Source organism: Hippea alviniae EP5-r, from assembly GCF_000420385.1.
Classification (GTDB): domain Bacteria; phylum Campylobacterota_A; class Desulfurellia; order Desulfurellales; family Hippeaceae; genus Hippea; species Hippea alviniae.
In genome coordinates, this window is the sequence record NZ_ATUV01000001.1 from 972,826 (window position 1) to 986,750 (window position 13,925).

Sequence of the window (13,925 nt, forward strand, 5' to 3'; positions counted from 1 at the left end):
CTATTATAACAAACAGGAGGTAAAAAAATGGAAATTAAGGTTTATCCTGATAGAATTTTAAGAAGAAAGGCGAAGGATGTTGAGAAGATAGATGATAGAATTATAAAGCTGTTAGACGATATGGCTCAAACCATGTATAAGTTCAACGGCATAGGTCTTGCAGCTGAGCAGGTTGGCATTTTAGAGAAGCTTGTTGTGATAGATTTAAGGCCAGATGGCAAAAATCAACTTATAGAGCTGATAAACCCAGAAATTATAGCAAGCGAAGGCATATATGAAGAACACGAAGAAGGTTGTCTAAGTATTCCCGGATACTATGATACAGTAAAGGATAGAAAAAAGTGGATTAAGGTAAAATATTTAGATAGAGACGAAAATGAGCAGATACTCGAGACGGAAGATTTTTTAAGCGTTGTTATTCAGCATGAGATAGACCACCTAAACGGCAAGCTATTTATAGACAGACTATCACCAACAAAAAGAGAGTTCTTCAAAAAACAGTGGAAAAAGATACAGAAAGAGAGAGAAGAGAAAAAATGAGAATCCTATTTTTTGGAACAAGCGAGTTTTCTGTTGAGCCTTTAAAGGCACTTATTAATTCATCCATGTTTGAAGTTGTTGGCGTAATATCAACACCTGACGCCAAAGGAAAAAGAGGCAAAAAGCTCATCCAACCGCCAACAAAGATAGAAGCTCTAAAACACAATATCGAAGTGTATCAGCCCGAAAAGTTAAAAGACAAAGAGACGCTGAATAAAATAAGCTCTTTCAAAGCCGATATATTTGTTGTTGTCTCATACGGCAAATTCATACCAAGCGAGATGTTGAAACTGCCAAAGTATGGCTCTGTTAATATTCACCCTTCCCTTCTGCCAAAATACAGAGGCCCATCACCAATCAACTATGCACTTTTGAATGGAGATGAATACACAGGCGTATCACTTATTGATGTTATAGACAAAATGGATGCAGGCGACATATATATGCAGTGGGTGGAAAAGATAAGCAGAGACGATAACTATTTAACTTTGCATGATAGACTTTCAAAAATTGGCTCAGAAATGCTGCTCTGCTGCCTTGAAAATTTCTCAAACATAAAACCAAAACCGCAGGATGAGAGCCTTGCAACATACACAAAGATAATAAAAAAGGAAGACGGATTGATCGATTTCAAAAACGAGACGGCCTATCAGATAATAAACAAGATAAGGGCATTTTATAGCTGGCCAACAGCTCATTTCAAACACAAAGGGAAACTGTTCAAGGTCTTTGATGCAGAATTAATAAAGACAGAAAATACTAAACCGGCTGAAGTGGTAAAAGTAAACAAAAACGAGCTCGTAATAGGATGCAGCAAAGACGCTATATCAATAAAAATAATTCAGCCTGAATCCAAAAAGCCAATGGAAATAAAGGCATTTTTGGCAGGCTATAAGTTCTCTGTCGGTGAAACTATCGGCTAAATATCTTCTTCTCTTCTCCATACTGCCGATAGCATCATATCATCTCTCCATTCTATCTTTAATCGCATTTGTGCCTATATTCCTTCTTTTAGAAGAAGGGAAATCCCACATTTACATAGCAATATACATGTTTGTCTTTTATCTATACATTTACAGTGGAATATACAAAAGCACGCATACTTACTATGGGCTGTTTTTTCTTCTATCAATTGGCCTTGTTGTTGCTTTGGCTTTATATCAAGCTTTTTACATACTTATCGGAACATGGGTTTTTAAAAAGTCAAACTTACCGCTTGAATTTTACCCTATCTTTTTTGTTGCTTTTGAGTTTTTAAAAGACAAGCTCTTCTACGGTATGCCACTTGGCAATCTAAATATCTTAACCTACAACTTAACATCGTTTATCCAAGATGCATCACTATTTGGCAGTCTATTTGTTGATTTAAAAATACTCCTTATAAACTTAGCGGTATTCCTTTTTTTAAAAAAAGAACCAAAAAAGGCAACAATCATCCTTCTTTTAACTCTAATCCCATTAGCATTTGTTCATGATAAAAAGCAATACTCAAAAACAGCAACCTTAACAATCGTTCAGGGCAACATACCACAAAATCAGAAGTGGGAAGAGAAATACTTAAAAAGAAATCTAAACATATACACACATCTAAGCAATCAGTTAAAAAGCGATTATGTGCTTTGGCCTGAATCCGCATACCCTTACCTTTTCAGCAAAAGCTATTCACCTTCAATAAAAAGGCTCGTTCAATCAAACAAATTCACGCTCATATTTGGAGCAATAAGAGAGAAAAACGGCAAATATTACAACTCTGTTATCTCATACTCAAAACAGAAAATAGAGATATACGACAAGCAAAAGCTCGTTCCTTTCGCAGAGTTTATACCATTGGGCAATCTGCTTGGATTTAAAGATGAAAGCCTATCAAAAGGTAAGTCAAATGTAATATTCAAAGAAAAACTCAAGATAGCGCCAATGGTATGTTATGAAGAGAACTTCGAAAGTATTGCAAGAAGATACAAAACAAAAGGTGCTGAACTGCTTGCAGTATTCACAAACGACGCATGGTTTGATAAAACGCCCACATTCTATCTCTTCCCACGAAGCGATATATATAGGGCAATAGAGAATAGAATGTGGCTTGTAAGGGCAGCAAATACAGGCATAAGCTTTATTGTCAATCCAGAAGGCAAAATCAAAGCAGAGATTAAACCCGACAAAAGAGAAATCTTAACAACAAAACTGAAGATTGCAGTCTATAAAAAAACAATTTACGACAGGTTCGGCTGGCTGTTTGGGTGGGTTATGCTTTTTGCATCTATACTTTTATCTTTCTATAAAACATATAAAGCCCGACAAAGAACATAAACACACTTGGAGCATACACAGGAAAGATTACGCCATATCCATCAAAGAGAGAACCCGCAAGTGCAAGCAAAACATACAGACCAAAAAACAGAAACAGACTAACAACAATGCCTGCACTTTTACCACTTCTTGAGAATGTTATGCCAAAACTAAAGGCAATAAGCGATAAAGAGAAGACACTCAAAGACATCGAAATCATCTTGTTTATTTTATAGAGCGCATCTCTATCCTTAGTTTTCTTGTAATATCCAATAAGTTTAGCTATTGTCATATATCTTACGCCCGACGGCTTTTTATTTATCTCCTTCAATGCAAAAGAGACTTCATAGTCTTTAAAAGAACCAAATTCCCATCCGCTTTTCTTCTCGGAATAGGCTTTAACAGATAGAAAATCCGCCAATATACCGTTGTATGTATCCTTCAAAACTCCCTTCTTAGATACAAACACATCATTCTTGTTTGAAAAAAACACATCTGTCAGATGCTTATGGTCTGCAGAGATAGAACCCATCCACATTACACCACCCAAATTTTTGTAAAATGTTGATGGCTTCAAATTCATATAAATTTTATTTCTAAATGCCTTAACAAGCTCATCCTTATAATGAAACCTTGCCTTTGGAGCAAGAAAAGCAATATCATATACAAGAAAAACAAAAACGGCAAATGTGAATATCAAAGAAGGAAGATATACCCTTGCAAGAGAGATGCCAGAGCTTCTAATAGCCGTTATCTCCGAACTATTAGACATCTCGGAATAAACATAATTTATAGCAATGGTCAAGGCCATAGGAATACTAAAAATTGAAAGAAACAATGTTATGTATAGAAGTATATTCAAAATTCTTCTCAAAGAAGAACCGGATGCAAAGATAATGTCGTAAATTTTGATTACATCACCTATTATCATTACAGCAGAAATAATAAAAAAAGAGATAAAAAACGATACTGCAAGACTCTTTAGAATGTAAATATCTATCTTTTTAAACATAGCCCAAAAACCTTAGAATCTGCTGGCCAAAAAAGAGATAAATCAAAGCGGCAAAAGATAAATAAGGGCCAAACGGTATCCTGCCACTCATCTCTGTTTTTTTAGCAATTATAAGAGCAATACCAACAAGACTGCCGATTAAAGATGAGAAAAACAAAACAAAAAGAACACCCTTAATCCCAACAAAAGCACCTATGCCGCCAAGCAGCTTTATATCACCACCACCCATCGCTTCCTTTTTAAAAAGTAACTTTCCTAAAACTGCAACAAAATACAACAGAGCAAAACCAAAGACAAGTCCGTAAAGCGAAAAGAGAAATCTATGGGCAAAATATCCAAAGACAAGCCCTAAAACCATCAAACCCAAGCTTATTCTATCAGGTATTATATAATGTTTAAAATCAACAAAACTTCCGACTATAAGCATATAGCAAAACAGAAGATAAAAGAGCGTATTAATGTCTAAACCAAACTTCTTATAAACACCAACCGTTATAACTGCGGTCAAAAGCTCAACAGCAGGATAGACGAGTGATATTCTGCTTTTGCAGTATCTACATCTACCGCCAAGCAGTATATAGCTTATAACTGGTATATTGTCATACCACTTTATCCTTCTATCACAAACAGGACAACTTGAAGGCGGAAAAACTATCGATTTTCCCAAAGGTATCCTGTATATACAAACATTTAAGAAGCTGCCAATAACAAGGCCAAACAAAAACACAACAAGATAAATCATGACTCCTTCTTTGTTGAGAATATCCAAGCTATAATTATACTAATAACATATAGAAGCGTTAGCGGCGTTGCCATAAGAAATTGAGTAAACACATCCGGAGGAGTTAGAATCGCAGCAACAAAAAAGATAATCAAAAGCGCATAATCAAAACGTCTAAGCAAATCCTTACCATTTATAATGCCCAATCTTGCAAGAATGAAACTAACAACAGGAAGCTCAAAAACAAGTCCAAATGCCATTATCATCTTCAAAAATAGAGACATATATTGCTTTATCGTGGGCATTGCAGAAAGCTCTTGCCCACCATATCTTAAAAGAAACTTAAATCCCAAAGGTAAAACAACCTTATAAGCAAAAACAGAGCCAGATATAAAAAAGAAACTGAAAGCCAAGACAAATGGAATGGCGAATTTTTTCTCACTCTCTTTCAAGCCGGGCTTTACAAACAGCCATATCTGATAAAAAGTAAACGGAATACTAACAATAACAGCAGCAACAGCGGCAGCTTCTATCCTAACCCAAAATGCTTCGGTTACTCCCGTAAAGATTATTTTACTGCCCTTTGGAAGAGCCTGCTGAAGTGGAGCTATAGCCAAATTTATCAGTTTCTCTGAATAGTTAAGCATCACAGCCAAAGCAACACCTATACCGCCTATTATCCACAACAGCCTTATCCTTAACTCTTCTATATGTTCAAGAAGAGTCATATTATTCGGGTCTTTTTTTATCCTTCTTTTCTTCTTCATCTATCTCTAAGAACTCCTCCCACTTTTTCTGGATGCTTTTTTTCGGGTTCAGCTCGTCTATCTCTTCCAAATCTTCTTCAAGTTCTCGTTTTAACTCATCTATCGCCTTCATAAAGTTTTTATAGACATAGGCAATCCCTCTTAAAATCTCTGGCAACCTTTTAGGACCTACTATGAATAAGGCTATGACGGCTATGACAATCATCTCTGGAGTGCCAATGGAAAACATAAAGCTTGCCTCCTTGCTGAAAGAAGCGTAATAAAAGTTGACCTCTTTGTCAAAAAATAATACTTTAAGCCAAAAAGAAAGGGGGAAAGGCAAAAAATGCAATGTCATGAGATTGATTACGAGATAATAGGCAATGATATGCAGATTGTTGAGATAGAGCTCGACCCAGATGAGACAGTAATCGCAGAAGCAGGAGCAATGAACTATATGGAAGATGGTATAACATTTGAAGCAAAGCTGGGTGATGGCTCTGAAAGTGGCGGATTGCTTGGAAAACTGTTTCAGGCTGGCAAACGGATATTGGCAGAAGAGTCTCTGTTTTTAACACACTTTACAAATAGAAGCTCTCAGAAACGCAGGGTTGCATTCTCTGCTCCATATCCAGGAAAAATCATACCTGTTGACCTATCCAAAATCAACGGCGACCTTTTGTGTCAAAAGGATGCTTTCTTATGTGCAGCGTATGGAACAAGAATAGACATAGCATTCACAAAACGCTTTGGAACGGGCCTATTTGGTGGTGAAGGATTTATATTGGAAAGACTCTCCGGCGACGGGCTGGTTTTTATACATGCAGGCGGAATGGTGATTAAGAAAAACCTAAACGGCGAAACTTTAAGGGTTGACACAGGCTGCATAGTCGCATTTGAAGAGAGCATAGACTACTCAATAGAAAGAGCAGGCAATCTAAAATCCATGTTCTTTGGTGGCGAAGGTCTGTTTCTTGCAACGCTGTCAGGAACGGGTACTGTATATTTACAGAGTCTGCCATTCTCAAGACTTGCAGACAGAATCATAGAAAATGCGCCAAAGCTATTTGGCAACCAGAAAGGCGAAGGCTCAATCCTGGGTGGATTGGGAAGACTCATAGACGGAGACGATTAATCAAGTATGGGAGCCTTGATACTCTGCTATCACAATATAGATTATTCAAAACGCATAACGCCTGACGACTTAGAAAAACAGCTAATTCTTTTGAAAGAGAGTGGCTTTAAACCAATAAAGTTAAGCGAGATTTACTCATACATAAAAGAAGGCAAAAATCCACCTTCAAAAACAGTTCATTTAACTTTCGACGATGGCTATGCAGACAATTACATCTATGCTTACCCCATTCTAAAAAAATACGGTTTTTTTGCGACAATATTTGTCATAGCAAATAAAATCACAGAAGGTCTAAAAAGGGCAACATACGAAGAACTTATAAGCATAAACTCTGCGGATAAGGTCAAAGAACTTCTCGACAAATCTGAATATGTGAGCTGGGAAGAGCTAAACGAGATGCTAAACAGCGGCATATTCGAAGTTGGCAGCCACTCTCTCAACCATCGAGCCTGTTTCTGTTGTCCAAAGGTTCACAAATTTAATGAAGATAACTCATATAGGTGGTTTTTAGAGCTTACGCAAGACAGAAGGTTGGGCATTCCAATATATGAGAAAAAGTGGGACTGCACAACACTGTGTATGAGAGACGATATGCGCATAAGGGATTATCTAAGTGAGTTTGTAAAGGCAAATGGCGGAATCTTATTCTTTAAAAAACCCAACGCTCAAAGGATATTACGAAAGGAGTATAAAAACTTCATCAAAAAAAATGGGATGAAAATAGAATACGAGACAAAAGAAGAAAAACTTAAACGCATAAAAAGTGAAATTGCAGAGTCAAAACGCATAATAGAAGAGAAACTCAACAGTCAGGTTGACTTCTTCTGCTATCCGTGGGGACATTACGATGTCGATGTTATATATGAACTTATAAATCAATCATACAAAGCTGCGCTTACGCTCAACGTCGGTCTGGTTTTTAAAGATACATACCCTTATCTTCTTCCAAGAGTTGAAGTAAGAAGTACAGAGTGGTTAAGAAAACGGCTAAAAATTTACAAAAGCCCAACAAGGGCAAAACTATATGCAAGGGTGCATAGGCTGATATGAGATCAAGTATAATTGCCTTTTTTCTGATAATCGTAACCATAGCGTTTTTTACTATAATGCTGCCGTTTTGGAAATCCTTTGTCTGGGGAATAACAATAGCCATTGTATTTTATCCAATATTCGACAAGATAAAAAAATCCTTAAAAAATAGAAACATAGCATCATTTTTAAGCATAATTATTGTGCTTTTGATTATAGCCCTGCCAATAACCCTTGCCGTATATATCATGGTTAACGAAACAGAAAAATTCATAGGCAATATAGACAAGATAAAGGTTGCATTCGAAAGCCTACTTTTGAAACTGCAAAACTTCTCAAAACTTAAGGTTTTTGCTCCATACATTGATAAAATCGACGAAGCTATATTTTCGCTTCTGCAAAACACAGGTGTCTTAATAACAAAAAACATAGGTGCAATATTCTCTCAAACCTACAGCATCGTCGCCAATTTTCTATTTTCATTCATTATCGCCTTTTATCTAATCAGAGACAACGAAGAGTTTTTAGAGTATCTTTCAAATATAGTGGACGATAAAGAAGGCTTCTATAAAATACTAAAATCCATAAGGGACAGCATTAATGCAACTGTATTAGGCGGCGTATTAACGGCACTTATTCAAGGAACCGTTGGTGCGGTGGGCTTTCTCATTGTTGGCTTAAACGCATTCTTCCTATGGCTGTTTCTCATTGCTATGTTTAGCTTTGTTCCTTTGGTTGGAACAGCAATCATTTGGCTTCCCGTAGGAATTTATTTGTTTGTTGAAGGTTCAATCGTAAAAGGTATATTCATACTCGTCTGGGGTGTTGCAGCAATAGGCCTTGTGGATAATTATGTAAGACCACTGATAATTAGCAGCAAGATAAACATACATCCTATGATTCTCTTTTTTGCCATTTTAGGCTCTGTTATTGTTTTTGGCCCTATAGGAATTATTCTTGGCCCTGTTATTGTCTCTGTGGGCGATGCAATGGTAAAAATTTATGTCTCTTCCAAAAATAAGAGAAAGCTTAAAAACCTGTAAACAGACAGCCAAATGCACCCATATAAACTGGGCGTATATAGTTATTCAAACATTGAAATGGATACCGTTTTCTATTCTATGTGGCACAATTATAGGATTGGTTGCGGCAGGATTCGACATAGCTGTTGTAAAAATAAACAATTTTCTTATCTCGCACAAAACAGCCTTAATCCTTTTTCCCATAATTGTCGCCATTACAACGGGCATACTCATAGAGAAGGATACATCAATAGCAGGTGCAGGCATAAATTACATCCTAAACCACTTAAAAGAAGCTGCACCACCTATTAAACTGATTAAAAAAACACTAATAAGCATCTTGGCACTTTCTGGAGTATTCATAGCAGGCAGAGAAGGGCCATCATTCTTCATCGGCTCATCACTCTCTCTATACCTATCAAAGCTATTTAAGATAGATAATTCCCTAAAAGATAGAGTCGCACTTATCGGTGCAGGTGCATTTACATCAGCCCTTTTAAAGGCGCCCTTAGGTGGTGCAATCTTTGCATTGGAGATAAGATACACATCGGATATGGAGTATGAGTTCTTCCCACAAACGCTGATAGCATCAATATTTAGTTATATGGTCTTTTCTTTTTTTAGAAGCAAACATAGTCTTGTAAGCATAAGCTCTGCCAATATATCATACTCAATACACTCACTATTTCTTCTTATGGTTCTTGGCATTGTAATATCAATTATGGCATATATCTTCATCACAATCTTTCATCTTTCAAACTGCTTATCTGGTTTTGCAAGGCCTATACTGAGACCTTTGATTGGTGTTGTTTTTGCCCTGCCCTTTATTTTCATAATAGCAAAATACAACTCTATAGACCTGCTCAACGCAAGCGTAAATTACAAGGCTTTAAGCAACATAGCAAATCTAACACTTAACCCTTACTATGCCCTGATAATGCTATTTTTAACAATGGCAAGCGTGTCTCTAACAATAGGGTTTGGAATTTCTGGCGGATTAATCTTACCGTCGCTTATAATGGGTGCACTTTTGGGCAATATAATGGCAACAGTCTTTGGCGAAAACTTAACCCTGTTTGCTCTCTCAGGAATGGCTGCATCATTAGCCGCTGTTGCCAAAACACCACTTGCCGCAATAGTACTTGTTCTTGAGTTGTCTCAAACAGATTTAATTATACCACTCACAGCTTCAGTAATTGTAAGCTACATATTCACATACGGTTTAAGCATCTATACATCCCAGAAAGCATGCAAGCTGTTTAACGAATACCATGAAAAATAACAACAAAGATGCTATAATGTTAATTTTGAGAGCAGAAGAAGGAGGGCAGCGATAAAAAACATAAAACTCAGCGACTTTAGTGTCGTCTTAACAGTAATAGCAATATTCGCCGTTTTAGTCATACCACTACCGGGATTTATTATAGATTTTTTGGTTTCAACATCATTTGCTTTGGCTCTGCTTATATTCTTCATAAGCGTATATGTTCCAAGACCGCTGGATTTCTCAACATTTCCATCGATTCTGCTTGCCGTAACACTCTTTAGGCTATCTCTAAATGTTGCAACAACAAGGGCAATACTCCTGCATGGCAGTCAAACACCCGAAGCAGCAGGAAAGATGATAGAAACATTTGGATATTTCGTTGTTGGCGGAAACTATGTCGTTGGCTTAATCGTATTTATCATTCTTGTCATAATAAACTTTGTTGTCATCACAAAAGGTGCAGGCAGGGTAGCAGAAGTTGCAGCAAGGTTTACTCTCGATGCAATGCCAGGAAAACAGATGAGCATTGATGCAGATTTAAACGCAGGACTGATAGATGAGAAGGAAGCTCGAAGAAGAAGAGAAGAGATAGCTCGTCAGGCTGACTTTTATGGCGCAATGGACGGTGCAAGTAAGTTTGTTCGCGGTGATGCTATAGCAGGTTTATTAATAACGGCAATAAATATTATCGGCGGTATAATTATTGGAGTCCTGCAGCATCACATGAGCTTATCGGCTGCTGCAAGCAGATACACAGTTTTAACCATCGGCGATGGTCTTGTAAGCCAACTTCCTGCTCTAACCGTATCAACAGCGGCAGGTATAATCATCACAAGAAGCTCAGAAGAAGTGAACTTATCAGAAAATATAGTAAATCAGCTTATAAATCAGTATCAAACTCTCTATATTGCTGCTGTTGTGCTGATTGTTTTATCACTTGTTCCCGGAATGCCAACACTCCATCTAACAACGCTTGCTTTAATACTTGCGGGCATAGCATACTCCATATCTGCCCAAAAGAAAAAGAAAGAAGAAGCCAAAGAACTTGAAGAATCCGAAGAAGAACAGCCGCAAGAAGAGATAACAATGGAAGATATAGAAGAAGCCGTAAAGGTTGACTTACTGGAACTTAAGATAGGCTATGGACTAATAAGCTTTGTTGATGAAAAAAATGGCGGTGGCTTAATAAAGAGAATAAAGTTAATGCGCAAACAGATAGCTTCAGAGCTTGGTGTTATTGTGCCATCGATCAGGATTAGAGACGATTTAAATCTCGACAGAAATGAGTATGTCTTCTTAATAAAGGGCATAGAAGTTGCACGATACACGGTTTATCCTGATAAGTTTTTGGCAATGAAACCCGGCGGCGGCTCAGACATAGAAGGTATACCAACGAAAGAGCCTGCCTTTGGACTTGATGCCATCTGGATTGACGGTTCAATCAAAAGCACAGCAATTGTTAAAGGATACACAGTTGTCGACCCTGTTACCGTTATAATCACACACATAACTGAGATAATTAAAACACATATATCCGACATATTCACCCGTCAAGATGCAAGCAAACTTCTCGACACAATAAAGGAAGAGTATCCAAAGATTATAGAAGAACTAACAAATCAATTACCCTTAGGCACGATACACAAAATACTTAAAAATCTTCTAAGTGAAGGTGTGCCGGTAAAAGACATGATAACAATTGCAGAAACCCTAACGGATTATGCCGTTTACACAAAAGACCCTGATGTGTTGACAGAGTATGTAAGAATGGCGCTTGCAAATCACATATCAAACAAATACAAAGATGAGAACAACACGATAAATGTTATAACTTTGGGAAGCAATGTTGACGGTATAATAAATGCGAACTTAAAGGAACAGAACGGAATGACATATCTTGACTTACCACCAAACATAAGCGAAAAGTTGATAGAAAAAACCCAACAGGTAATATCTGAAGTTGTTGAAAACGGCATAGAGCCAATTATCTTGACATCACCCAAAATAAGAAGATACTTTAAAGGATTCTTGCAAAGGTTTTTCCCGAAAATTCCGGTTATCTCATACGCTGAGATAGCCGAAGGCATTCAGATAAACAGCGTAGGAACAATTGAGTTATGATAGTAAAAACATACAGAGCAAACACCGTTCAAGAAGCCTTAAAAAAGATAAAGGCTGAATTGGGCGAAGATGCCATAATACTCTCATCAAAAAAGGTAAAAAAAGGCGGATTCTTCTCTTTCTTTAAAAAAGAGATATACGAAGTAACAGCAGCTGTTGACGATAAACCGCCAAAACAGAACAGAAGTTTTGAAGCTGTCGCTAAAAAATATGCCAAAGTAGAGTTTTCTCAAAAGAAACAGAGCGAAACAGAGAAACTTGAAGAGAGAGTAAAGAAATTAGAGCAGCTTATCGTATCGGCAGGCAAAGAGAGTATAGAAAAGCTCGTAAGCGATATAAAAGCCGACCTAAACGACCTAAAGACAGCCATAAACTATGTAAAAAAGGATAATGATGTTGACATATCAAAGATACCACTTGGAATGAATAAATACTTCACATATATGTGTGAGATAGGAATAAAGAGAAAATATGCATACAAAATAGCTATTGGACTTTACAAAACCATAGACAAAACCAGACTAAACGATGAAGAGTATGTGAAAGAGTATCTATCGGCTGTATTGTCTCAATTCTTCAAAAAAAGCATACCAACAAACAAAAATATCGTTCTTTTAGGGCCAACAGGTGTAGGAAAAACAACAACTTTGGCCAAACTTGCGGCTATTTACAAGCTAAAAATGGACAAAAAGGTTGGCATAATAACAACAGACACATACAGAATCGGAGCAGTTGACCAGCTTTTAAACTATGCAAAGATAATGGACATACCAGCAATTGTAAGCATAACAAAGGAAGACTTTATCAATGCCATCGAAGAGCTGAAAGACACGGATGTCGTGCTGGTTGACACCGTCGGAAGAAGTCCTAACGACATAAAAAGGCTCAAAGAGATTTTTGGAATGTTTCAAGGAGACACAAGGCTTCATCTGTCGCTTGTAATTGCAATAAACACAAAGGAAGAAGACTGCCTTAATACATTCAAACAATTCTCAACACTTCCGATAAACGACTTAATATTCACGAAGGTAGATGAGACAAAGACACCGGGAACAATGTTAAACTTGGTCGTAAAGCTAAAGAAACCCGTGGCTTGGGTCTCATACGGACAGGATGTGCCGGATGATATCATGGAAGCAGAGCCTTTAAAAATCTCATCCTTAATCGTAAAAAGGAGAGTCCAAAATGGCTGACCAAGCTGAAAAGTTAAGAGAGATGGTCGAAAAAAAGAATAAAGAGAACAAAAAGAGATACAGGGTTATAGCATTTACAAGTGGCAAAGGTGGTGTAGGCAAAACAAATATGGTTGCAAATATCGCATACCTTTTAAGTAGCATAGGGAAAAAGGTTGTCGTATTTGATGCAGATTTAGGCCTTGCAAACATAGATATACTGCTTGGATTAAAAAGCAAATATTCTTTAATCGATGTCGTAAAGAGCGGTAAAAAACTCAAAGAGATAATGATAAAGGTAAATGATAATTTCCAAGTGATACCTGCAGGCAGTGGTATAGAAGAGATAGCAAATATCAACGAGCCAATATTTTCAAAGATAAAAGACGAGCTGATAGATATAACCAAAGAGACTGACATACTCCTTATCGACACAGGTGCAGGTATATCAAGAAAGGTTACATTCTTCCTAAAAAGCTCAGAAGAGATTGTTGTAATAACAACGCCCGAGCCAACAGCATTGGCAGATGCATACGCAATGCTAAAAATAACTTCGACAAATTACAAAAAAGATAAAGTCAGCGTATTCGTGAATATGGCAAAAAATAAACAAGAAGCAGAAAATACATTCAACAATCTCAACAAGATATGCAAAAAGTTTCTAAACAAAGAGTTTAAAAGCTCAGGATACGCTTTAATTGATAAAAACCTACCCGCAGCAGTAAAGCAACAGAAACCAATAGCTGAACTCTATCCCAATAGTGCCTTTACAATATCTATGAAAAAGTTTATAAATAACATGTTTAAAGAAAATATAAAGATTCGGGAAAATCCAATCGCCCGATTCTTTGCATCAATTTTTGGTGGAGGCTAA

At 37.0% G+C, this 13,925-nt stretch carries 14 protein-coding genes; 10 read left to right on the forward strand and 4 right to left on the reverse strand.

Translation table 11 applies throughout. From position 1 onward, the window contains the following. The first annotated feature begins 27 nt into the window (after nucleotides 1–27). Genes def through lnt form a run of 3 tightly spaced genes read left to right on the forward strand, consistent with a single transcriptional unit; the run spans nucleotide 28 to nucleotide 2,847 of the window. Complete coding sequence (gene def, locus G415_RS0105030) at nucleotides 28–540, forward strand: peptide deformylase (RefSeq protein ID WP_022670521.1); 513 nt, start codon at nucleotides 28–30, stop codon at nucleotides 538–540. Further along, on the forward strand, nucleotides 537–1,463 hold the full coding sequence (gene fmt / locus G415_RS0105035; RefSeq protein ID WP_026939594.1) for a methionyl-tRNA formyltransferase: 927 nt from the start codon (nucleotides 537–539) through the stop codon (nucleotides 1,461–1,463). The genes def and fmt overlap by 4 nt, the downstream gene beginning before the upstream one ends. Then, the gene (gene lnt / locus G415_RS0105040) at nucleotides 1,447–2,847 is read left to right on the forward strand and encodes an apolipoprotein N-acyltransferase (RefSeq protein ID WP_155825438.1); all 1,401 of its coding nucleotides are present in this window, start codon (nucleotides 1,447–1,449) and stop codon (nucleotides 2,845–2,847) included. The genes fmt and lnt overlap by 17 nt, the downstream gene beginning before the upstream one ends. Here the strand turns inward: lnt and G415_RS0105045 are convergent. The 4 genes from G415_RS0105045 to G415_RS09920 are packed head-to-tail and all read right to left on the reverse strand — an operon-like array spanning nucleotide 2,798 to nucleotide 5,555. Next, a complete protein-coding gene (locus tag G415_RS0105045; RefSeq protein ID WP_022670524.1) occupies nucleotides 2,798–3,838 on the reverse strand; it encodes an LptF/LptG family permease in 1,041 nt (346 codons plus the stop codon). The two genes, lnt and G415_RS0105045, sit on opposite strands and share 50 nt — an antisense overlap. Then, on the reverse strand, nucleotides 3,831–4,580 hold the full coding sequence (locus G415_RS0105050) for a prepilin peptidase (RefSeq protein WP_022670525.1): 750 nt from the start codon (nucleotides 4,578–4,580) through the stop codon (nucleotides 3,831–3,833). The genes G415_RS0105045 and G415_RS0105050 overlap by 8 nt, the downstream gene beginning before the upstream one ends. Then, the gene (gene tatC / locus G415_RS0105055) at nucleotides 4,577–5,326 is read right to left on the reverse strand and encodes a twin-arginine translocase subunit TatC (RefSeq protein ID WP_022670526.1); all 750 of its coding nucleotides are present in this window, start codon (nucleotides 5,324–5,326) and stop codon (nucleotides 4,577–4,579) included. Before tatC ends, G415_RS0105050 begins: the two co-directional genes overlap by 4 nt. Further along, nucleotides 5,289–5,555 carry a twin-arginine translocase TatA/TatE family subunit gene (locus G415_RS09920; protein ID WP_022670527.1) on the reverse strand — a complete coding sequence of 89 codons (267 nt, stop codon included), beginning with the start codon at nucleotides 5,553–5,555 and terminating at the stop codon, nucleotides 5,289–5,291. The genes tatC and G415_RS09920 overlap by 38 nt, the downstream gene beginning before the upstream one ends. Before the next feature lie 96 nt (nucleotides 5,556–5,651). Here G415_RS09920 and G415_RS0105065 point away from each other — a divergent pair, with 96 nt between their 5' ends. From G415_RS0105065 to G415_RS09930, 7 genes are all read left to right on the forward strand, one after another. After that, nucleotides 5,652–6,440 (forward strand): TIGR00266 family protein, encoded by a 789-nt coding sequence (locus G415_RS0105065; protein WP_022670528.1) that lies wholly within the window; start codon nucleotides 5,652–5,654, stop codon nucleotides 6,438–6,440. 6 nt (nucleotides 6,441–6,446) lie between these two features. Beyond that, the gene (locus G415_RS0105070) at nucleotides 6,447–7,490 is read left to right on the forward strand and encodes a polysaccharide deacetylase family protein (protein ID WP_022670529.1); all 1,044 of its coding nucleotides are present in this window, start codon (nucleotides 6,447–6,449) and stop codon (nucleotides 7,488–7,490) included. Continuing rightward, nucleotides 7,487–8,512 carry an AI-2E family transporter gene (locus G415_RS0105075; protein ID WP_022670530.1) on the forward strand — a complete coding sequence of 342 codons (1,026 nt, stop codon included), beginning with the start codon at nucleotides 7,487–7,489 and terminating at the stop codon, nucleotides 8,510–8,512. The genes G415_RS0105070 and G415_RS0105075 overlap by 4 nt, the downstream gene beginning before the upstream one ends. Beyond that, nucleotides 8,472–9,773: a chloride channel protein gene (locus G415_RS09925; RefSeq protein ID WP_022670531.1), complete on the forward strand. Its 1,302-nt coding sequence runs from the start codon at nucleotides 8,472–8,474 to the stop codon at nucleotides 9,771–9,773. Before G415_RS0105075 ends, G415_RS09925 begins: the two co-directional genes overlap by 41 nt. A 96-nt stretch (nucleotides 9,774–9,869) precedes the next feature. Further along, a complete protein-coding gene (flhA, locus tag G415_RS0105085) occupies nucleotides 9,870–11,879 on the forward strand; it encodes a flagellar biosynthesis protein FlhA (protein ID WP_420319351.1) in 2,010 nt (669 codons plus the stop codon). Beyond that, the gene (gene flhF, locus G415_RS0105090) at nucleotides 11,876–13,072 is read left to right on the forward strand and encodes a flagellar biosynthesis GTPase FlhF (RefSeq protein ID WP_022670533.1); all 1,197 of its coding nucleotides are present in this window, start codon (nucleotides 11,876–11,878) and stop codon (nucleotides 13,070–13,072) included. The genes flhA and flhF overlap by 4 nt, the downstream gene beginning before the upstream one ends. Continuing rightward, entirely contained in the window at nucleotides 13,065–13,925 is an 861-nt protein-coding gene (locus G415_RS09930) for a MinD/ParA family protein (RefSeq protein WP_022670534.1), read from the forward strand. The genes flhF and G415_RS09930 overlap by 8 nt, the downstream gene beginning before the upstream one ends.